The 20,731-nt window shown below is 63.5% G+C and carries 13 protein-coding genes; 6 read left to right on the forward strand and 7 right to left on the reverse strand.

The window, feature by feature from the left end; all coding sequences use genetic code 11:
• Positions 1-261: 261 nt before the first annotated feature.
• From K7G82_RS24575 to K7G82_RS24585, 3 genes are read left to right on the forward strand one after another with little or no spacing between them, the layout of a single operon-like run.
• Positions 262-1,305, forward strand: a complete 1,044-nt coding sequence (locus K7G82_RS24575) for an SIR2 family protein (RefSeq protein WP_222992603.1) — start codon at positions 262-264, stop codon at positions 1,303-1,305.
• A complete protein-coding gene (locus tag K7G82_RS24580; RefSeq protein WP_222992604.1) occupies positions 1,302-3,014 on the forward strand; it encodes an ATP-binding protein in 1,713 nt (570 codons plus the stop codon). The genes K7G82_RS24575 and K7G82_RS24580 overlap by 4 nt, the downstream gene beginning before the upstream one ends.
• A gap of 47 nt (positions 3,015-3,061) precedes the next feature.
• Positions 3,062-5,524 (forward strand): NACHT domain-containing protein, encoded by a 2,463-nt coding sequence (locus tag K7G82_RS24585; protein WP_222992605.1) that lies wholly within the window; start codon positions 3,062-3,064, stop codon positions 5,522-5,524.
• A gap of 337 nt (positions 5,525-5,861) precedes the next feature.
• On the opposite strand, the gene K7G82_RS24590 is transcribed toward K7G82_RS24585, so the two are convergent.
• The 7 genes from K7G82_RS24590 to K7G82_RS24620 form a co-directional block, all read right to left on the reverse strand.
• A complete protein-coding gene (locus K7G82_RS24590; RefSeq protein WP_222992606.1) occupies positions 5,862-7,280 on the reverse strand; it encodes an ImmA/IrrE family metallo-endopeptidase in 1,419 nt (472 codons plus the stop codon).
• Positions 7,277-7,825, reverse strand: a complete 549-nt coding sequence (locus tag K7G82_RS24595) for a hypothetical protein (RefSeq protein WP_222992607.1) — start codon at positions 7,823-7,825, stop codon at positions 7,277-7,279. The genes K7G82_RS24590 and K7G82_RS24595 overlap by 4 nt, the downstream gene beginning before the upstream one ends.
• Positions 7,826-8,727: 902 nt before the next feature.
• Positions 8,728-9,525, reverse strand: coding sequence for an SDR family NAD(P)-dependent oxidoreductase (locus K7G82_RS24600; protein WP_343228638.1), 798 nt, complete (start codon positions 9,523-9,525; stop codon positions 8,728-8,730).
• Entirely contained in the window at positions 9,494-10,816 is a 1,323-nt protein-coding gene (hisD, locus tag K7G82_RS24605; RefSeq protein WP_222992608.1) for a histidinol dehydrogenase, read from the reverse strand. Before hisD ends, K7G82_RS24600 begins: the two co-directional genes overlap by 32 nt.
• 44 nt (positions 10,817-10,860) lie before the next feature.
• Positions 10,861-12,405 carry an MFS transporter gene (locus K7G82_RS24610; RefSeq protein WP_222992609.1) on the reverse strand — a complete coding sequence of 515 codons (1,545 nt, stop codon included), beginning with the start codon at positions 12,403-12,405 and terminating at the stop codon, positions 10,861-10,863.
• A gap of 57 nt (positions 12,406-12,462) precedes the next feature.
• Positions 12,463-14,676, reverse strand: coding sequence for a TonB-dependent receptor (locus K7G82_RS24615; protein WP_222992610.1), 2,214 nt, complete (start codon positions 14,674-14,676; stop codon positions 12,463-12,465).
• A gap of 42 nt (positions 14,677-14,718) precedes the next feature.
• Positions 14,719-15,894 (reverse strand): alanine racemase, encoded by a 1,176-nt coding sequence (locus K7G82_RS24620; RefSeq protein WP_222992611.1) that lies wholly within the window; start codon positions 15,892-15,894, stop codon positions 14,719-14,721.
• A gap of 203 nt (positions 15,895-16,097) precedes the next feature.
• Between K7G82_RS24620 and K7G82_RS24625 the strand changes: the two genes are divergently transcribed.
• The 3 genes from K7G82_RS24625 to K7G82_RS24635 all read left to right on the forward strand — a co-directional run bounded on the left by K7G82_RS24625 (position 16,098) and on the right by K7G82_RS24635 (position 20,671).
• Positions 16,098-18,203 (forward strand): hydantoinase/oxoprolinase family protein, encoded by a 2,106-nt coding sequence (locus K7G82_RS24625; protein WP_222992612.1) that lies wholly within the window; start codon positions 16,098-16,100, stop codon positions 18,201-18,203.
• Positions 18,200-19,996: a hydantoinase B/oxoprolinase family protein gene (locus K7G82_RS24630; protein WP_222992613.1), complete on the forward strand. Its 1,797-nt coding sequence runs from the start codon at positions 18,200-18,202 to the stop codon at positions 19,994-19,996. The genes K7G82_RS24625 and K7G82_RS24630 overlap by 4 nt, the downstream gene beginning before the upstream one ends.
• A 75-nt stretch (positions 19,997-20,071) precedes the next feature.
• Positions 20,072-20,671 (forward strand): TetR/AcrR family transcriptional regulator, encoded by a 600-nt coding sequence (locus tag K7G82_RS24635; protein ID WP_222992614.1) that lies wholly within the window; start codon positions 20,072-20,074, stop codon positions 20,669-20,671.
• Positions 20,672-20,731: the final 60 nt, after the last annotated feature.

Genomic DNA, 20,731 nt, shown 5'->3' on the forward strand with positions numbered 1-20,731 from the left:
GAACAATCTAGGCTGTACGGGATAGTGGTTCCGGGCGAACTAATCCGACCTTAAATTTTATATTCGGGATGGTGCTGATCCGCAGCGAACCAAGCGCGCGAGTCAATCCGTTTTGGAGAGGAATTTACGTTATCGGAACAGTACTCAATCGCTAAGGAGTGAAACCGGATCGAACCTCCGATAGGATGGGCTACGGGGCGCCGATGCCCGCAAGGTCGACGGTATAAGCTCGGGCGCGCTTGAGGAGGGCAAGACAGCATTATGACGGCGATCGGGCTTTCCGCAATTCTTCCCAATATCGGCAGCGGCCTCAACAATAGCGGCTTCCTGTTCGGGGCCGGGACCTCGCTCGAGGCGGGCTATCCGATGATGGCAGGGCTCACCCGCGACGTGGTGGGCGCGCTGTCGAGCGACGAGCGCGCCGCTCTCGACGAGGCGTTGGCAGTCACCGCGATGGTCTATGACCCTGCCGCCGGCGAACCCAATATCGAGCTGATCGCGGATCGGGTGATCGCCCATTCGATCAATTCGGGCGAGCCGCGTTTCGCAGCCCTCGAGGCGCAGCTGCGGGCGCTGGTGACCGACGTCATCCTGAGCGTTGCGAGCCCCAAGCTCGACCATCATGTGCGGTTCCTCGAGCAGCTCAAGGCTCGGACCTATGGCCGTCCATGCTGCATCTACATCTTTACCACCAATTATGACGTGCTGTTCGAGCTGGCCGGCGCGATCACGGGAGTGGTTGTCGAGACTGGTTTCGTCGGCTCGGTCGAGCGCTTCTTCGACCCGCAGCGCTTCACCACCGCCTGCGGGTCTATGCTCGCCCATTCCCGGTTCAGCGAGCATCCCGCGCTGACTGTGCGGCTGGTCAAGCTGCACGGCTCGGTCTCCTGGTTCGCCCGCGATGGTGCGATTTTCGAGCGGCATCCCGATGCGATTGCGGGCGGCGACAAACGCATCATGGTGCTGCCTCGCCGGGGCAAGGTGATGGATACGCTCCAGCATCCCTATGACATGCTGTTCCGGGTGACCGCTCAGGCACTCGGTACCCACTGCAAATATCTGGCGAGCTGCGGCTTCAGCTATGGCGACGACCATATCAACGCCAATCTGCTCGTCCCGGCGGTGGTCGATGCCCGGATCCGGCTGTTCGCGCTCTCGGCGGCGGAAAGTGCGGGCATGGCCGCGATGAAGGGCGTGCCGGCGTTCAGCGCGGGCTTCGATGGCGCCGGCATCGCCCAGGGCGTCGCCCATGACACCGGCACCGACCTGTGGAAATTCAGCAAATTCGTGGAGCTGTTCGCATGACCGACCCGGCAAGCGCCTATCGCATCGGCAAGGTGATGGCAGTAACCGGCGACCAGGTCTTCGTGGCGTTGGCCGATCCGGACATGGCCGAGCCCGCCTCGGGCGTGCCGCCGACGATGACAGTCGACATTCCCAGCGCCGCGGGGCCGACACCGCTGTTGATCGGCCAGCCGGGGACCTTTGTGATGGTATCGCTGCCCGCGGGCTTCCTGCTCTGCATGGTCACCGGTATCGAGATGAAGGAAGAGCGGATATCGTCCGCCGACCTCAAGCAGGCCGACCAGGAGGCGACCCTGCTTCTCGACCGGGTGTCGCGCAGCCTGGCGACGGTGCCGGTCGGCACGATCGACACCAGCGGCCTGTTCGAGCGCGGCACCGACACGATGCCGACCGTCAATGCGCCGGTCTTCGCGGTCGATGCCGGCATGATCGACCGGATCTATGCCGGCTATGCCGAAGGCGACTTCTCGCTGGGCGCCCTGTCGCTGATCCCGGGCCAGGCGGCGAAGATCAATCTCGATGCCTTTCTCACGCGCCATGCCGCCATCCTCGGTCAGACCGGCGGCGGGAAGTCCTGGACGGTGGCCTCGGTCGTCCAGAAAATATGCGAGTTACCCCAGTCGACGATCGTGATGTTCGACCTGCATGGCGAATATGGCGCGACCTTCGGGGATTGCGCCGACGTGATCTCGGCGGCCGATCTCGAGCTACCCTATTGGCTGATGAACTCCGAGGAGTTGCTTGGCCTGATGGTCGACCGCAGCGAGTCCGCGGCGCCCAACCAGATCGCCAAGTTCAAGGAGCTGCTCCAAGCCGCCAAGGAAAGCCATGGCGAGAATCTGGCGCTTGGCATCCCCAAGATCACCATCGACACGCCGGTCTATTTCGATTTCGCCGCGCTGGTCGATCGGTTCCGAGCGCTCGATGTCCAGATGGTCCAGGGCTCGACCAAGGACATCAAGGGCCCGCTCCATGGCCAGTTCACCAGGCTATTGATGCGGATCGATTCGCGATTGAACGACCGGCGCTACGACCTCATCTTCAACCCAACGACCTATGCGACCAGCGCGTCGATGGACGTGCTGTTCCGCCGGCTGCTCGGTGAGACGACAGGCGCGCGCAAGAAGGTCGTGGTCATCGACATGAGCAACGTGCCGTTCGACGTGCGCGCCTCGGCAATCTCGCTGATCCTGCGCTGCCTGTTCGACTTCGCTTATTGGTACCGGCGTCTCAACCGGGTCAAATATCCGATCGCGGTCTTCGCCGATGAAGCCCATCTCTATCTGAGCGATCGCGACAGCAATGCCGAGGCGGCGCGCAGCTCGGCCGAGCGGATCGCGAAGGAAGGCCGCAAATATGGCATCAGCCTGACCGTGATCAGCCAGCGGCCGCGCGAATTGTCGAGCACGATCCTTTCGCAATGCGGCAGCTTCCTGTGCCTGCGCATCTCCAATCCCGACGACCAGGCCTATGTCCGCAACCTGCTGCCGGACTCGGTGCGCGGAATCACCGCGATGTTCTCGACACTGCGGCGTGGCGAGGCGATCCTGCTGGGGGATTCGGTGATGATGCCGACGCGGATCCGCATCGACCGTCCCGAACCCGCGCCCGAAAGCGACGATGCGTCTTTCGCGCGGGCCTGGGCGTTGCCGCCCGTCGATATCGACATGCCGGCGGTGCTCGCCGCCTGGCGCAACCAGAGCGTCTGAGCCGGCGATGACCGCCGACCTGCGCGCGCCGGGAGGACAGTGATCCGATGCGGAGCACTACCCAGAAGGGCAATGCGTTCCGCGATGCGGTCGCGCAATTACTGCGAACGGCGGGCTTCCGCGCCGAGACCGAAATTCAAATCGGCTACAAGAATGCCGATGTCGCGGGGATCTGGTCGCGCGACGAGATGGCGGGCGAGCAGCGCTATGCCTTCGAGGCGAAGGACTATGAGGGCACGCTGCCGCTCGGCCAATGCACCAAGTTCGCGCATGATTATGCGAACCTCGTCGCAGAGGACGAGATCGATCACGCCTGGCTCATCTCGAAAGGCGCGATCTCGCCCGAAGGCCGCAAGGCGGCGCAGAGCCGGCGCGGGCTCCAGGCGATGACCTTCGCCGAACTGCAGCGCCGGCTGCTGCTGCTCGATCCCTACCTGAAGGACCTGATCGGAGCGCACGATGCGAGCCGCCTGGCGGATTATTATATCCCGCCCGAGACCCCGCAGGGCGAGGATCTCGAGGCGCATGTCCGCGCCTGGATCCAGGCGGCCGATGCGCCGCCGCTGTTCGTGCTCGGGCCCTATGGCAAGGGCAAGTCCACCTTCGCCAATTATCTCGCGGCGACCTTCGCCAGAGAAGCGATCAGCGATCCGACCGCGCGCGCACCAATCCTGGTCCGGCTCGGGGAGATCGCCGACGAGCAGTCGCTCGAGGGGTTGCTCGGCAAGGTGCTGGCCAGCCAGCACCGCGTGCAGGGCTATCATTTCGAGACCTTCCGAGAGCTCAACCGCGTCGGCCGCTTCCTGATCATCTATGACGGCTTCGATGAGATGAAGCATGGCCTGACGCCGGCCAAGTTCCAGCAGGTGCTGACGGAGTTGATGAAGCTGGACGAGGGCGACGCCCGCATCCTCGTGCTGGGGCGCGATACCGCCTTTCATGACGAGGCGGAATTCCGCGCCGTCATCGACGGAATGGTTGTCACCGGCGCGGGGCGATCGGTGCCGGCGCTCGATCGCCGTCCCTATCGTCATGTCGACATTCGCGGGTTTACGCCCGAGGAGGCGCGCCGCTTCGTCGAGCGTTATCTGCCGATCCGGATCGAACGCGAGGGTCGCTCCCCCGATCCCGCCTGGATCGCCGGCCGGGTGGCCGAGCTTGTCTCCGGCCAGTATGATGAACTGCTCAAGCGGCCGGTCCATGCCCAGATGCTGTGCGAGATCGCGGTGCATCCCGACCAGCTGCGCCCCAATATGTCGGTCTATGAGCTGTTCGACACCTTCGTCCATTATCTGCTTCACCGCGAGGTCGGCAAACGCGGCCGCGACAGCGATTTCCCCATCGAGGTCCGGCGGCGCTTCAACGCCAGCCTTGCTTGGTGGCTGTGGGAGCGCGGCGGCGCCTCGACCACGACGCTGAGCGACATTCCGCAGGCGCTGTGCGACGATGCGGTGCGCGATATCCGCCACGGCCTCACCCGCGACGAGATGCGGCGCGAACTGATCCAGGGGTGCCTGGTCCAAAAAGGCGCCACGACAATCTATTTCCACCGCTCGTTGCAGGAGTTTCTCGCGGCCGAGCATCTGATCGAGACCGACCTGCTGATGCGCTCCACGCCGCCGATGGGCTGGCTGCAGGCGGTCACTTCGGCGCTAACCCCCGAGGTGATCGAGTTCATCGTCGCCGGGATCGATGTCTCGCCGGGACGGCGGCACCGGGCGGTCGACTGGATCGGTTCACTCGGCACGGCGGTGGCCTATCGCGTACCCTTTGCCGGCTTCGATCTATTCATCCAGCTCGCCCGGGTCACCGTCGCCGATCTCGGTGCGCTGCCATCGGCACCCTGGCTGATCTGGCTCGCTTTTTTCCAGCGTAGCGGCGCCAAGGATTTCACCCATCGCGGCCGCAACACCTTCGCGGTCCTCGCCGATTTCCTGATCGCCGCGCGCAGTGCGTCCCGTGAGCTGCAGGCGGCGGTGCTCTACGCGGTAGTGCGCACGCTGTTTCATCCGGTCGAGCGCAATGGGCTGGCAGCGGCGCCGGTGTTCGCCGCGATGATCCCCGTCGCGCGGTTGCGCGAGGCGGTGTCCCAGGCCCAGGTCAAGAAATCCGAACGGCAGATCATCAACTATGACGAGGATTTTCTGTTATGGGCGTTGCTGCGGAGCTGGAGCGTCACGACCGACGATCAGGATCGCCAGGTGCTGGTCGTCGACCTGCTCCAGCTGCATCAGGATGTGCTGGGGATTTCGCCCAACGGCTTCGCCCCGGATGAGGATCCCGGCCAGACCTCGATCAGCATCCCGGTGCAATCGCTGTATCGGGCGCTTGCCGCGCAGCGGCCCGCGGTGAGCGAGCGCGACATCGAGGCGCTGCGGCCCTTCTTCAACGACGCGGCGGTGCGCGCGGCTTTCGCGCCGATCCAGATCGAGCATCGCCAGGCGCCGCAGATCATCGAGGGCGCCCCGATCAACAAGCGCAAGAGCAAGCCTATCCTGGGCTTGCGCTAGGCCCGCCTGCAGGAACGGTCGGGAACTCCGCTTGAGCTCGTTTTTCACCGCGAGCGATGATGGCGTACTATTGGAGGATTTGATATTGAGCACGCGCCAATTCTGGCGGAACGAGCATAAGTTCGTTCTGGGACGCCGTCTCGCGTTTCGAAGAGCCGCTTCGCTTAGCTTTAATCTGAAACCTGCCATTCCGCTATCGGCCCAGCTTTACTCGTAATTCGTCGCTGCTGCGAACCAGCGGGAACGTCCGATTTTGACGAAGGCCGCCGTTCACGGAGGCCATCAGGAACGACCTTTGTTTCCCAGGACCTTCCGGCAGCACGCGACGGAAGCGCGGTCAGCGCGGTCCGGTCAGCGCGAGGATGTAATCGAGGGTGTGCCTATCGAGCTTGTCCGGCGTCGTTCGCAGAAGACCGGCAGCGGTGTCGAGCGAGATGAGATTCTCGACAAGCGCGCGCGCGACGACCCAGGAAAACCGTCCGACCACCGAAGGTGGGAGGTTGCCGATCGGAAAATAATCGACGGTGAAATCCTCCGTTGCCCGCATCTCGTCCGACGCTTCGGCCGGCTGGCCGGGGCGCGGCATGACGACGCGGACGCGGTTGACATTGCCGACATGGGCCTGGGCCGCGCTCACGGAGATGCCGAAATGCCGCGAGACCTCATAGACGGCGGAAGGGACGTCATTGGCGGTCTGGACGATCCGGTCGACAGCAGCCGGCGGCGCGAGCAACGCGATCGCGAAGGCATTCGCGCGGATTTCGACCGGATCGCGGCGTTCGGGGCTATTGACCTTGAGATCGTCGTACCGATCAACGGTAAGGCGGTTGAGGTGCTCGGCGGGATCCCAGAGGAGATGGCCGAGCTCATGTGCAAGCGTCATGCGCCGGACCCAGACGTTCTGGTTGGCGCCATCGATGTTGACGACAATGCCGCGCTCCGCGCCGTGCGCGATGGTCGCGCCGGCGAAGCTCGCGCCCATCTTGGTCTGCACAAGCGGAATGTCGAGCGTGTCGGACACCAGCGCCCGCATGCTCTCGATGGGAGCTTCAGGATCGAGGTTCAGCAGGTCACGGGTCTGGGCGGCCAAGCGGTAGCCGTTCAGATAAGTGGGATAGCCGTAATCGCCATCGGGCTCGAAGCGATCGCGCACGAAGATTGGTCCGCGTTTGAGCTGGGCCTCAAGCGAGCGCTGGCGCGCGATCACCCAGGCGCCTTCGGCAAGCGCCGCGACCGCGGTCGGTGAGAGCCGGAACGGGTAATCCTGACCATTGGCGAGTTCGCGTAAGCGGACCCCGAGATCCTCGCCGTTGGGCTGATCCCGCACGCCCAGGTAGCGCTCATCGATCGCAAGCGGGATAGCAAGCCGCTCCAAGGTCCAGATCGAGGAGATCTTGCCGGGCGTCTCGGCCCTGACGATATCGTCGACCGGCACCTTTGCCAGCCGCGCGAGATGCTCGCGCGCATATCCGAGCGCATCACGGTAGCGCGTCAAGGTCCGCGCGGGCTCAGCGCGTTCCCGCACGAGTACTGCCTGTCCCTTCTCGACGGCGGTCAGGAGGGTGCCGAAACCGTAGTTGTAAAGCGCCTCCGCCGCCGCCATGCGATGCCCTGTCGCTTCGGGACTTGCCTCGGCAAGCATGGTCTGTCCCCGCACGAATTCGCGGCGCGAGTTCATGGCGCGCGCCTCGGCGGTATCGCCGGCAACGTCGGCACCGAATACCTTGTCGAGATCGGCTGATGAGACAGCGGTCATAGCGAGATCCATTCAGGATCGATGTCGGTTTCGAACGTATTCGGGCGATTGGTATCCTGATTGTACCCCATAGACCACACATTGTAGCCGGATTCGGCGAACGCAATCTCGATGGCTTTCAGTTCCTCAGCCGAACGCAGGCGATAGCGTCCCGAACTGCCAGTGATCGCGATGGTTCTCTCGTCCAAGACCGCGACCTCTCCACCAACAAAAGCTGAGCCGCCGCCGGTAAGATTGCTGTGCTTGGCGAAGCCTGCGCCGCGCTGCTGACCGAAGATGCACGCTTCGGGGGCATGAAGAACATCGTCCGCCGTCACGATCCAGAGATGCTGACCAGCGGGTTTTCCACCGAAGACCGGGCGCGCGGCGGGCTCCTCCAGGCGGTCATCGACCGGCCCGTCGACCCAACTTTCCAAGCCATCCTCCGCAACCATCTGATCGGTGTCGCCGGCAAATCTGGCGGCATTCGGGTTCATCGGCTGATCGGGCTGATGCGCGGCGCGATACTTGCCGAAAGAAATGACCGTGCGCGCATTGGACGCCATCAGCGAATCTGCTCCCCAGAGCCGTTCAAAATAAAAGCCTGTCCGCTCGGTAGCTAACGTCGCCCGCACAAACAATCACCTGCAAATCGCTAATATCCGATTTCGATGAGATCAATCCAAGATCCGAATGACGATCTTGCCGAGATGATAAACGGCTTCCATCCCGAAATAGGCATCCTCGGTCTCGCTGGAAGAGCCGGTCGATTTCCGACTTTATGCCCGTGGAGACGACCGACTTCAGCGCGGCGACAGGGCCGACGTCGATACGCTGCTGGGTGATGCGCTTGCGCAGATGACGCGGGTGTCGATTGGGCCATCAAATTCGGTAAGCCTCCCATAAGTAATATGCGCCCGTCGCCGCGCACCGCTCGGAGCATGTGATTGAGTGTGGGGGGGGCCGCGACGTTCGCTGCAATGTCCGCATCTGGGACGAAGGCCAACCGCCAGTATCAGTTAAAACGTGACCGCACGGTATTGCGGCTGCTTTCTCGATTCTTCGCCTTAAGAACTGCCCAGGAGGACGCGGCCCATTCTCTGTCGTTCTGACGTGTCAGTCAGATGGACACACGGCGTGTCTGCTCTTGGCATAACCTGCCGTCTGAGACATCGCATGAGAACGATGGCTTCGTCCCCAATTACAGCCTTCCGAACGCATTTCGCCCAGCGTCCGCTTTCAGGCGATCGGCACGAGAGCCTAAGCGACCGGCATTAGGGCGCGTTGCGGTCCGAAAGCTTTTGCATAACAAATGGAAAGTGCGTTCCTTTGACAGTCGGTGGCGGCAGAAGATGCAACATTCACCGGGGCCAAGCGCTTGAGACACGCCGGGATGATGCGACCGCATTACGCACACAGCAACCGAGCGGACGCAGGGCTTCGATGAGGCAAAGCTGAGGGTACGCTCCTATTCGGCCGTCCAGCCTCCATCCACGAGCAATGAGCTTCCAGTCACAAGCGCCGAAGCATCGCTCGCTAGGTATAAGAGCGCGCCCATCAGGTCCTCCGGTCGGCCAAACCTGCCGACCTTGATTTTCTGCAGGATGCCGGCCCTGAATTCGCTGTCTGCCAGAAAAGGTTTGGTCATTGGCGTCTCGATAAAGGTCGGTGCAATCGTGTTGGATCGGATACCGTGCGGGGCCAGGTCGAGCGCGAAGGCCTTGCTCATCCCCTCGATCGCCCATTTTGACGCGCAATAGAGCGAGCGGTTCGGCGCACCGACATGGCCCATCTGACTGCCGATATGAATCAGGCTGCCGGGGCCTCCTGCGGCGATCATTTGTCGCACGCAGGCCTGGCTGACAAAGAACACCGATTTCAGGTTGAGATCGAGCACCGCGTCATAGTCATCCACGTCTACATCGGCCACCGACATTGGCCGGTTCGTTCCGGCATTGTTGACGAGGATATCAAAGGCAGGGCGATCGGCGAAGAAGGCCGTGACGGCGGCCAGATCGGTGACGTCGAGTACCGCCGGCACGGCTTGGCCACCCGCATCCCCAATCGCGCGCGCCACGCTCACGATCTCGTCGACCGAGCGTGCAGCCAGCGTCACCTGCGCGCCGGCTTCGGCGAGGGCGGCCGCCAAAGCGACACCAATGCCGCGGCCCGCGCCAGTGACCAGCGCGCGGCGCCCGTCCAACCGAAAGCTCGGCGTTGCAGGCAGCACCATCTCAGGCGGCGACCGGTTCGGCGCGACCGGCATAGGGTACGTCGCGGTGGCCATAGCGGCGGACGCGGATATTGGCCTGTTCGCCATGGCCGGCAAAGCCCTCCAGCGCGCACAGCCGGCTGCAATATTCCCCGACCAGCGCGGAGGCTTCGTCGGTCAGCACGCGCTGATAAGTGCAGGTCTTGATGAACTTGCCGACCCACAGGCCGCCGGTATAGCGCGCCGCCTTCTTCGTCGGCAGCGTGTGATTGGTGCCGATCACCTTGTCACCGAAGCTGACATTGGTGCGCGCGCCCAGGAACAGTGCGCCGTAATTGGTCATATGGGCCAGGAAATAGTCGGGATCGGCGGTCATCACCTGAACATGCTCGGACGCGATCTCGTCGGCGATGCGCACCATCTCCGCATCGTCCTCGGCAACGATCACCTCGCCGAACGCATCCCAGGCGCGACGCGCGATATCGCGCGTTGGCAGGATCTCCAGCAGCCGCTCGACCTCCGCCATGGTTTCGCGCGCCAGTTTCTCCGACGTGGTGAGCAGCACCGCCGGACTGTCCGGCCCATGTTCGGCCTGGCCGAGCAGGTCGGTGGCGGCAAGCTCGGCATCGCAGCCGATCTCGTCGGCGATCACCAGCGTCTCGGTGGGGCCCGCGAACAGATCGATGCCGACGCGGCCGAACAACTGGCGCTTGGCCTCCGCGACAAAGGCGTTGCCGGGGCCGACCAGGATGTCGACAGGGGCGATCGATCGGGTGCCGATGCCCATCGCCGCCACCGCCTGGATGCCGCCCAGGCAATAGATCTCGTCGGCGCCGGCCATCGCCTGCGCCGCGACGATCGCGGGGGCGGGCTTGCCCTGGAAGGGCGGGGCGCAGGTGACGACGCGTGGCACGCCCGCCACCTTGGCTGTGATCACGGACATATGGGCGGAGGCGAGCAACGGATATTTGCCGCCGGGCACGTAGCAGCCCGCCGCGTTCAGCGGCAGATGCCTGTGGCCGAGCACGACGCCGGGCAGCGTCTCCACCTCGACATCCTTCATGCTGTCGCGCTGGATCCGCGCGAAATTGCGCACCTGTGTCTGGGCGAATTCGATGTCGCGGATATCCTGCGGGTTCAGCGTGTCGATGCACGCCTGGATCTCGTCATCGGTCAGGCGATAGCTGTCGCGATCCCATTGATCGAAGCGGATCGAAAGCTCGCGAACCGCATCGTCGCCGCGTGCCTCGATATCGGCAAGGATCTCCTCAACTGTATCGCGTACCTGGCGGCTGGTTTCCGCCTTCGCTTCAGCGCTCGCGCCGCGCTTGATCCAATGTGCCATATGATCCTCGCTGATCTCGAAATACGGAAAAAAGAAATGGGCGGTCAGGCCTTCATCCGCCGCCATCCCCAGACCAGGCAGATGACGGCGGGGATAAGCGCCAGTTGCGACAGAAGCAGCGCCTGTTGCACCGATTGTTCGGCGCTGACGCCCCAGACCATCAACTGGTCGCTCAGCGCGCCCACCACGAACGGCGCCATCGCGGTGCCCAGGAAGACTTGGGTGACGATATAGATGGCCGATGCGGTGGCGCGGATATTAGGTGGCACCTGGCTGCTGACATTCGCTGCGGCCGGCGCCAGCCACATCGCGCTGAAGAAATTGAAGGGCACCGTCCAGGCATAGGCGACGCTGGTCGAAGCGGTGAGCAAGCAGGCAATCAGCGCCGCCGACGCGCACGAGATGGCCGCCGCCGAGAAGACCAGCCGGACCCGCTCGCCATGACTCAGGATCAGTCGGTCGGTCAGCATCGCTCCCAGCGTGATCCCACTGAACCCGGCTACCGCATAGGAGAGGCCGAGCATCAACCCGACATCGGACGGCGTCGCCCCCAAGGTGCGCTGAAAATAAACCGCCAGCCATGCGAGAGGACCGATCGTCAGGAAGCAGCATCCGGCAAAGCCGCCAAAGCCCAGCAGCAGCGACCGATTGCCGAAGATCGACTTGAACCCGTCCGGATCGACCGCGCGGAATTTCTGGGTCCAGGTGCAGACGGCATAAAGGCCGAAGGCCAGCACGCCCCATTGTAGGTGATCACCGGTCAGTCGTCCGACCAGCGCGCCGCCAAGAGCGGTCGTCAGCGCGATGGCGAGATTGGTTAACAATGCCCGCCGCCCGGCCACACGGTACAGCACCATCGCGCCGGTTGCGGGGAGCATCGTCAAAGTCTCAATCGCGATGGCGCGCATCGGCCGTCGCTCCGGCGCGATAGTTTGCCCGTCGAGCGCGCCGCGTATCGGCTCGCGCAGCGCCGCAACGAACAGCGCGAGCAACAGCCCGGGGCAGCCGACGATCACGAACGCCGCCTGCCATGCCTTCAACTGTAACGGCGCCAGGGCGGGATCGGGATAGGCGCTGGTCCAGGCCGAAAGCACCCAACCGCCCAAGGTGAGGCCCAGGCCCGCGCCGATGAACAGACCGCTGGTATAGATAGCGATGGCGGTGGTGCGCTGGTGCTTGGGGAAATAATCGCACAGCAACGAATAGACCGCGGGTGAGGCACTGGCCTCGCCCACCCCCACGCCCATGCGGCACATCGCCAGGAAGCCGAAGCTGCGCGCCGCGCCGGACAATGCGGTCATCACGCTCCAGGCGGCAAGGCCGATGCTGACCAGCCGGGTGCGGTTCACGATGTCCGCCGCCTTGCCCAGCGGGATGCCAAACACCGCGTAGAACACGGCGAAGGAGATCCCTAGGAGGAAACCGATCTCGGAGTCCGAGATGCCGAGATCATGCTTGATGCTTTCGGCCAGGATCGAAAGGATCTGCCGGTCCAGCAGATTGAAGACATAGACCAGCATCAGGATAAAAAGCACATAGGCCTTGTAAGCGCCGCTGGCCGGCCTTGGCTGGTCGACATTGGTCGTCAAATCACGCGCTCCAAACCTGGCGGGCGGCGGCCGTGCGGCCGGCCACCCGCCTATCTGTCAGAATTGGAAACCGAATGTCACGCCGATGGTGCGGGGGGCACCAAGATAGGCCGCCCGGAACGTGCCGATATCGGTCCCGGACGAATAGAAGATCTTGTTCGTCAGGTTCTTGGCGTACAGCGAGATGCGATATTTCCTGTCGGCAGTGGTGAAGCCCAGATTGGCGCTCAACAAGCCGTAAGGCGCGAAGAAGAAGGTATTCGCATCATTGCCGGCCCGTTCGGCGGTGTGATCGAAGGCGATCTGGGCATTGATGCTTCCTGCGGATCCGATCGCCGTTTCATAGGCGGCGGCGAGCGAATAGACCCATTTGGGCACCCTGGTGAGCTTCAGATTGCGCGCCAGCGCCGGATCCGGAATGCCGTCCCCGGTCAGATCCAGGCCGTTATATTCGCCGTATTTGGCATCGGTATAGGCCAAGCTGCCGCTCAGCGAGAGACCGTCCACGGGCACCACCACCAGATCCGCCTCGACACCTTGGATGCGTGCGCTGGCCGCGTTGATCGTGCGTTGCCGTGCCTGATCGTCGAGCACCTGGCGCTGCAGGTTGCGGAAGTCGTTGCGATAGAGCGACAGGTTGGCGCGGACATGCCGGTCGAGCCACTCGCTCTTGATGCCCAGTTCATAGGCATCGACATTTTCCGGATCATAAGGGCCTGCCGGGCCGATCGAGTTGCGCAGGTTATAGCCGCCCGAACGGAAGCCGCGCGTATAGGACGCGTAAAGGGTCAGATCGTCGGTCGGCTGGAATTTCAGCGCCGCTTTCGGGGTGAAGTCGCGCCAGCTGGTGCTGTCGTCGGTACCGATATTGCACACTGTGACCGTCGCGTTGCACTGGCCGAAATTGGCGACCCGGGCATGTTTACGTTCGATCGTGTAGCGCCCGCCGAGCGTCAGGGTGAAGCGATCGATGAAGCGCCAGTCGGCCTGAGCGAACACGCCGCCCGCCGTGTGGTTCAGCAGGCCGCGGCCGCTTGGCGTGCTGCGGCCGGTATTGCTGGTGATGACGCGCGCTTCCTTATAGTCGATCGTCTGGTGGAAGATGTTGGCGCCGACCGTCAGATCGATGCGCGATCCGATCTCGCCGGCATAGACGATCTCGCCGACCAGTTGCTCCTGCCGCAGCCCGGTGGGATCGACGAAGTGGAACAAGGGGGCCGCAGTGCCGTCCAGCTCGGCCTGATTGTCCACCTTCAGCTTGCGATAGCCGGCATTGGCGGTGATCCTGCCGCTGCCCACATCGAACACGGCCTCGCCGGTCACTTGCCGCCACTGGGTTTCGGTATGGGTGTAGAAATCGGTGACCAGATCGAACTTGCCGGCCGGCACCGGCGGGGTGATGCTCGCGGCCGGCGCCTTGATCAGCAGGTTCTTGATCGGCGTACCCTGGTCGGTTTGCTTGCCGACCTCGCCGATCAGCGTGACGGTGACGCCGTCGTTCGGCTTCCATTCCAGCACCGGGCGGATGATCAGGTTATCCATTGCCGCGATGCGCTTGCGGGGATTAGCCGCGTTGGAGAAAAGTCCGTCACGATCGCGATAGAGGATCGCAATCTTGCCGTTTAGCGCCCCTTTGACGATCGGCGCCTCGATCGAGATCTTCGCCGACTTGTCGTCGAACGAAGCATAGCCCAGTTCGCCGCGCACCTGGAATTCACCCGATGGGCGCCGCGTGCGCACCAGCACGGCGCCGCCCGTCACGTTACGGCCAAACAGCGTGCCTTGCGGGCCACGCAGGATTTCGACCGAGTCCAGATCGAACAGATCGGTGAGAGCGCCGATGTTGACGCCCTGATAGATGCCATCGACGAACACGCCCACGGTCGGATCGTCCGACGGATTGGTGGTGTTTATGCCAATGCCGCGGATGTAGAAATTGGCGGAGGCGGGGAAAGTGCCGTTCGTATCGAGTTGCACGCCCGGCGAGCGTCGGCCCAATTCGACCAGATTGACGATATGGCTGGATTCTATCTGACTGCCGGTGAAGGCAGAGACTGAGACGGCGACGTCCTGCAGCGCTTCCGCCCGGCTTTTGCGCGTGCCCGTTACCACGATCTCTTCAAGCTCGCCGCTCCGCGCGGACGCCTCGGGCGCCGAAGCCTCCTGCGCCCATGCCGGCCGCGCCAGCAGCATCGGCGCCAGCGCCACGCTTGCCGCCAATGCGGCCCGGATCAGGTTCGCACGATAATGCCCCATGTAATCTGTCATCATAACCCCTTCCCTTTGTCTATCATTGTCGGTTTGAATTGTGCTTCATGATTCATGATCACCTCCGAAAACGCCGCGCGTGATCGCGCCGGCCAGCCGGAAATGCAGTTCGGTCGCGGCGATCTCCATGGCATCGGCTGCGTCGTGCAGGCCGATTCGCTCGCCCCCCTGCGTGCCGATCACGGTCACCGCCTCCCCGATCGCCGGCGTGTCGATGCCGCTCAGATCGACGATCGAATGGAACAGGGTACGGGCAATCACCGGCGCGCGGCGACCGCGCACCAGCACGCTGCCCAGCGCGGCGCCGGTGGACAAGCCGTCATTCCAGCCCAACGGGAACACGCCGGTCGCGCCGCCGGCCGGCAGCATCACGCCGGATCCATAGCCCACCGACAGGCTTTGCGCCTCAGCGATGCGGTTCACCTGGATGATCGGGCTGGTGACGCTGCGCAGCACCGGCGCGAAGCCCGGCGCCACCGCTGCCGGCACCATGCCATAGAGCAGGCTGCCGGGATGGGCCCCCGGATAGGGCAAGCCGGGTCGCCAAACCAGGCCATGGCTGGCGGCCGCCATCAGCAGCTGATCGTCGCCGAAGGCGGCCCGCAGCATCGCGCCGAAGCCGTCGAAACGCCGCAGCCCTTCATCGAATGCCGCGCCGGCACGACTGCCGAAATGGGTGTAGCCACCCAGGCATCGTGGCCGGGTGCGTTGCCCCTCGCGCGCTAGCAAAGCGTCGAAGGCGGCATGGTCCAGTCCGAACCGGCCGAAGCCGCAATCGAATTCCATCATGAAGCGGGCGCCTTCCAGCCCGTCCAGCGCCTGATAGGCCGCAACGCTGTTGACCGTGACGATCACGCCTTGGCACGCGACCCCAGCGAGCAGCGCCGGTGGACAGGCCGTGAACAGCAGGATGGGATGGGCGGGTGCGAGAGCCTTGGCGCGGAGCGCTTCCTGGATCGTGCCGACGCAGAAGCCATCGACCCCGGCATCGAGCCCGAGGCGGATCGCCCGCTCGATGCCGAAGCCATAGCCATCGGCTTTCACGACCTGATAGAGCGCGGCCCCCGGCGCCATCAGCGTGCGGGTGCAGTCGACATTACCGGCGAAGGCGCGCACGTCGATCGCGATGACGTTGCCGCGGCCGTCAGCGTACTCGTCCTTTCGCGACTGGAGCAGTGCCTGCACTATATCCTCCCATAACAGCCGTGAGACGTGAGCCATGACTCATGCCTCACACCGATTTGTCATACGCACTGTCGTTGCGCAACTCATTTCTGGAAGCTGCGCATTTCCGCCATTCCTAGATAACATCGCTACCTCTCTGCCAAAACCCTCTTGCGTGCGACCGCGATTTCTGCGAGCGAATCTATGAGTGATGATTCACAGCTCACGCTCGAATCGCAAAAATCTTTTCAGGAATCGCCATGACGCAACAACGAAGCTACCGGGTAGGTGCGGATATCGGGGGGACGTTCACGGATATCGTGATCATGTCGTCCACGGGCGAGATCTTCAAACGCAAGCAATCTTCCACCCCGGATGATTACTCGCGCGGGATCGTGATCGGCCTTGGCGAACTAATGGAGGCGGAGGGCATTCCCGCCGACGCCATCGTCGAGTTGGTCCATGCGACGACGGTGGCGACCAACACCGTGCTGGAAGGCAAGGGCGCGCGCACCGCGCTGATCACCACCCGGGGATTCCGGGATGTGCTGGAGATCGGCCGTGTTCGCGTGCCTCGGTTGTACGATCTGGATTATGAAAAGCCCAAGCCGCTGGCGCTGCGCCGCCACCGTTATGAGGTGGACGAACGGGTGCTGGCCGATGGCGGGATCCTGACCCCGCTGGACAGCGATGCGCTGGGCGCCATCGCTGAAGACATAGTAGCCGAGGGGCTCGAGGCAGTCGCGATCTGCCTGCTCAACAGCTACGCTAATCCGGTTCACGAACGGGCGATCCGCGACGCACTGGAAGCGCTGCTGCCGCCTGACATCTTCGTGACCTGCTCGTGCGATGTGCTGCCCGAGATCCGCGAATATGAACGCACCAGTACCACCGTGGTGAACGCCTATCTGGGCCCGATCGTTCGGAAATATCTCGATGCACTGTCGGGGCGGTTGCGCAAGATTGGCGTTTCCTGCCCGATCCGCATCATGAACAGCGCGGGCGGGCTGATGAGCATCGACGCCGCGTCGCGCAAGCCCGCCTATATCATCGAATCGGGCCCCGCCGCGGGCGTGATCGCTGGCGCCTACATGGCCAATCTGGCCGGCTATCCCGATGTGATCACGGTCGATATGGGCGGCACCACCGCAAAGGCGGCGCTGATCGAGGCGGGCCAGCCGGCCCGCACCACCGAATATGAAGTGGGCGCCGGCATCAACGTGTCCAGCAAGCTGGTGAAGGGCGGCGGCCATTCGGTAAAGCTCCCCTTTATCGACGTGTCGGAGATCGGCGCGGGCGGCGGCAGCCTGATCGGCTTCGACGGCGGTGGGCTCTTGACCGTGGGCCCGGAAAGCGCGGGGTCCGTGCCCGGCCCGGTCTGCTACGACAAGGGCAATGACACGCCGACACTGACCGATGCCTTCATTACGCTGGGTTATCTGAACCAGGATGCGATTGCGGGCGGCGCAGTACGACTGAACGCGGCCAGGGCGCGCATGGCGCTGGACAAGGTCGTCGCCCAGCCGATGGGGCTGAGCACCGAAGATGCAGGGCTGGGCGTGCAAGCGATCGCCACGGCCACGATGTCGCGCGCGGTGAAGGCGGTCTCCACCTATTGCGGGCGCGATCCGCGCGATTTCGCGCTATTCGCGTTCGGCGGCAACGGCCCGATGATTGCCAACGAGATCGCCCGCACCATGGGCATCCGCACCGTGATCATCCCGCCCAGCCCAGGCGTATTCAGCGCGATGGGCTTGTTGTTCTCGGCGATCGAGCATGAATTCACCGCCACCGATTTCCGGCTACTGGTGATGGATGCGGGCGACAGCTTCCTGGCGGGCTTCAACCGCTTGGACGGCCGCGCGCGCGATGCGATGTTGGCGGAAGGCTATGCGGACGCGGCGCTGGAAAGCGAATGGTTCGCCGACCTGCGCTATCAGGGCCAAGCCTATGAACTGACCACGCCGGTTCCCGCGGGCCAGGACGGCGCGGCGTTGCTCGCCACTGCGCTCGACAATTTCCATGCCGAGCATAAACGCACCTATGGCCATGCCAATTCCGCCAATCCAGTGGAACTGGTCAGCTACCGCGTGAAGATGCGCGTGGTGCGCGATCAATCTGACGATATGGACCATTGGGCGGTGGCGCCCAACGATGCGCCGCATGACGCGCGGCGCGCGGTCTTCCCGGACGAACCCCATCAGGAGATCCCGGTTTTCAATCGCGGCCATCTGGTTGCGCAAGCGCGGCCAGGGCCATTCATCGTGGAAGAATATGATTCGACCTTCGTCGTTCCGCCCGGCTGTACTGCACATGTCGACAGCTTCGGTAACATCGTCGTGACCCTGGGGAGTGAAATCCGATGATCGCATCCGATCCGATCACGCTGGAAATCGTGAAAAATGCGCTCAGTTCGCTGGCAGACGAGATGGCGCTGGTGATCCTGCGCAGCGCCTATTCGCCGATCGTGCGCGACTCCATGGATTATTCGACCGCGATCTGCGACCGCAATGGCGAGATCGTGGCGCAGGGGCTGACCAATCCAATCCATCTGGGCGCGTTCCCCGATGTAATGCGCATCCTGGTCGAACAACATCTGGACGGCATGAAGCCTGGCGACGCCTTTCTGGTGAACGATCCCTATGGCGGCGGCGGCATGCATTTGCCCGACGTGTTCCTGATCAAGCCGCTGTTCATCGACGGGGCGCTGGAAGGGTTCGCCGGAACGTTGGTCCATCATTCCGATATCGGTGGGCTGGCGCCGGGTAGCATGGGCCTGCAAGCGACCGAGATCTTCCAGGAGGGACTGCGTATCCCGATCGTGAAACTGTTCGACGCGGGCACGATCAACGGGACCACGATCGCTTTCCTGAAGGCGAATTCGCGCACACCGATCGAATTGATGGGCGATCTTTCCGCGCAGATCGCCTCGGTAGACGCGTGCGAGCGCGGCTATGTGCAACTCGTGCGCAAATACGGCAGCGCGTCGTTTCGTGGCTTCCTGGTCGAACTGCACAACTATGCCGAACGGCTGATGCGCCAGCAGATCGCCGCGATGCCCGACGGGCGCTACGACTATGTCGATTATGTCGACGGGCTGGGCGATGATCCCCGGCCGATCCGCTTCGAAGTGTGCATCACCATCGCCGGCGACAGCGTGAACGTGGACTGGACCGGCACGAGCCCCCAGGTTCAGGGCGCTATCAACGGTCCGATGCCGACCACTACATCTATGACCTATGTCGCGCTGCGCGCGGCGATCCATGCCGATATTCCAAATTTCGCCGGCTATATGCGCCCGGTGCGGGTGAGCGCGCCTTTGGGCACGATCGTCAACCCGACGGCGCCCGCCGCCTGCGCCGCGAGAGGCGTGATCGCATATCGCATGCTCGACACGCTGTTCGGCGCGCTCAACAAGATACCGGGCAGTCGCATTCCGGCGCTGGGCGAAGGCGGCCCATCCGTCGTCTCGTTCAGTGGGTGGGACGAAGGGAAGGCGTGGATCATCACCGACGGCATCCTCGGAAGCTGGGGTGGCCGATCGGGCAAGGACGGGGTGGATGGGATATCCAGCCCGGGCACCAACCTGTCCAACCAGCCGATCGAACTGATTGAGGCGCGCATGCCGCTGCGCGTGCTGAGTTATGCCTTTGCGCAGGACAGCGGCGGCGCCGGCAAATATCGCGGCGGTCTGGCCATGGTCAGATCCTATGAGATGCTGGCGGACGAGGGGCTGGTGCAGCTCCGTTCGGATCGGCGCGATCATTTGCCGGTCGCCTCCAGCGGCGGGCTGCCAGGCAGCCCATCCTACACTTGGCTGGAAGATGGCGGCGCGGCGCGGCTTTTGCCGGTGATGCCGATGGGCCCGATCGCGATCTCGGCCGGCGCCCGGCTAGTGCATCTGGCGGCTGGCGGCGCGGGGCTGGGCAATCCCTTCGATCGCGATCCGCAGGCGGTGCTGGGCGATGTGCTGGACGAGCGGATCAGCCCGGACATGGCACGCGATGCCTATGGCGTGGCTCTGGATACGGCCGGGCGATCGGTGGACGCGGCCGCAACAGCGGTGCTGCGCGCAGCGGCGACCACGGCCGAGCAACTGACCGCTCAGCAACAGGCGATCTTTGCGCGCACGAACAACGCGGCACGGCTGCTCGGCTGACCGGAGATGGGCGGCCGATTGCGGCCGCCCCCTTCGCATTTGACATCTCATGAGCCGCCGTTCACGACGCTCTGCATGACGTCCAAGAAACCGTTCACCGTTGCCGAGCATCAGTCGTTCGACACCCTGATGATGGCTGCGTGCCAGGTGATCGGCCGACACGGATACAAAGGCGCGTCGGTTGCGCGGATCGCGGAAGAGGCCGGCATCTCGCAGGGCCATTGCTACAAGTTTTTCAAGTCCCGCGACGATATCCTTGATCACGTAATCATCTGGATTATGGCGCAGTTCGAGAACTGGTCGCGCAAGCCCTCGCGCGAGGGGCTGGGTTATCTGGAGAGCGAGCATCACGCGCTCGAGCAATTCTTCTCATACCAGAAGAAATATCCCTTCTTCTTTCGCATCATGCACGAGGCAGAAGTTGAAACCCCGACTGCTTGGAAAAGCTTCGCCGATCGGCGCCATGCTCAATATGTCGACTCATTGCGATCGGCGATCGATAGCGGCGAGATCCGGGGCTATGGCCCCGATCAGGTCGACGATTTAGCGCGCTTCCTGTCCGCCGTTCGTCGAGCCATCGTCTTTGGCGCCTATGAAGGCACGATCACGGATAAGATCAAGGTGATCGCGAATTACGACCTATTCCTTCGACAGGCATTAGGATTCCCGATCTAGGTTGTGAGCCCAACCACTGGCCTCCGACTTGCAACTTTCGTGCGAACGCAGGCAGGAGAG

The sequence above is a fragment of the Sphingomonas colocasiae genome (assembly GCF_019880585.1).
GTDB classification, from domain to species: Bacteria; Pseudomonadota; Alphaproteobacteria; order Sphingomonadales; family Sphingomonadaceae; genus Sphingobium_A; species Sphingobium_A colocasiae.

Bases quoted from the DNA above. Each gene is read 5' to 3' on its own strand.
- K7G82_RS24630 (WP_222992613.1), top strand. From the start codon at position 18,200: ATGATCGCATCCGATCCGATCACGCTGGAAATCGTGAAAAATGCGCTC.
- K7G82_RS24580 (WP_222992604.1), top strand. From the start codon at position 1,302: ATGACCGACCCGGCAAGCGCCTATCGCATCGGCAAGGTGATGGCAGTA.
- K7G82_RS24625 (WP_222992612.1), top strand. From the start codon at position 16,098: ATGACGCAACAACGAAGCTACCGGGTAGGTGCGGATATCGGGGGGACG.
- K7G82_RS24635 (WP_222992614.1), top strand. From the start codon at position 20,072: ATGACGTCCAAGAAACCGTTCACCGTTGCCGAGCATCAGTCGTTCGAC.
- K7G82_RS24595 (WP_222992607.1), bottom strand. From the start codon at position 7,825: ATGGCGTCCAATGCGCGCACGGTCATTTCTTTCGGCAAGTATCGCGCC.
- K7G82_RS24600 (WP_343228638.1), bottom strand. From the start codon at position 9,525: ATGCCGGTCGCGCCGAACCGGTCGCCGCCTGAGATGGTGCTGCCTGCA.
- K7G82_RS24620 (WP_222992611.1), bottom strand. From the start codon at position 15,894: ATGGCTCACGTCTCACGGCTGTTATGGGAGGATATAGTGCAGGCACTG.
- K7G82_RS24575 (WP_222992603.1), top strand. From the start codon at position 262: ATGACGGCGATCGGGCTTTCCGCAATTCTTCCCAATATCGGCAGCGGC.
- K7G82_RS24590 (WP_222992606.1), bottom strand. From the start codon at position 7,280: ATGACCGCTGTCTCATCAGCCGATCTCGACAAGGTATTCGGTGCCGAC.
- K7G82_RS24585 (WP_222992605.1), top strand. From the start codon at position 3,062: ATGCGGAGCACTACCCAGAAGGGCAATGCGTTCCGCGATGCGGTCGCG.
- hisD (WP_222992608.1), bottom strand. From the start codon at position 10,816: ATGGCACATTGGATCAAGCGCGGCGCGAGCGCTGAAGCGAAGGCGGAA.
- K7G82_RS24615 (WP_222992610.1), bottom strand. From the start codon at position 14,676: ATGATGACAGATTACATGGGGCATTATCGTGCGAACCTGATCCGGGCC.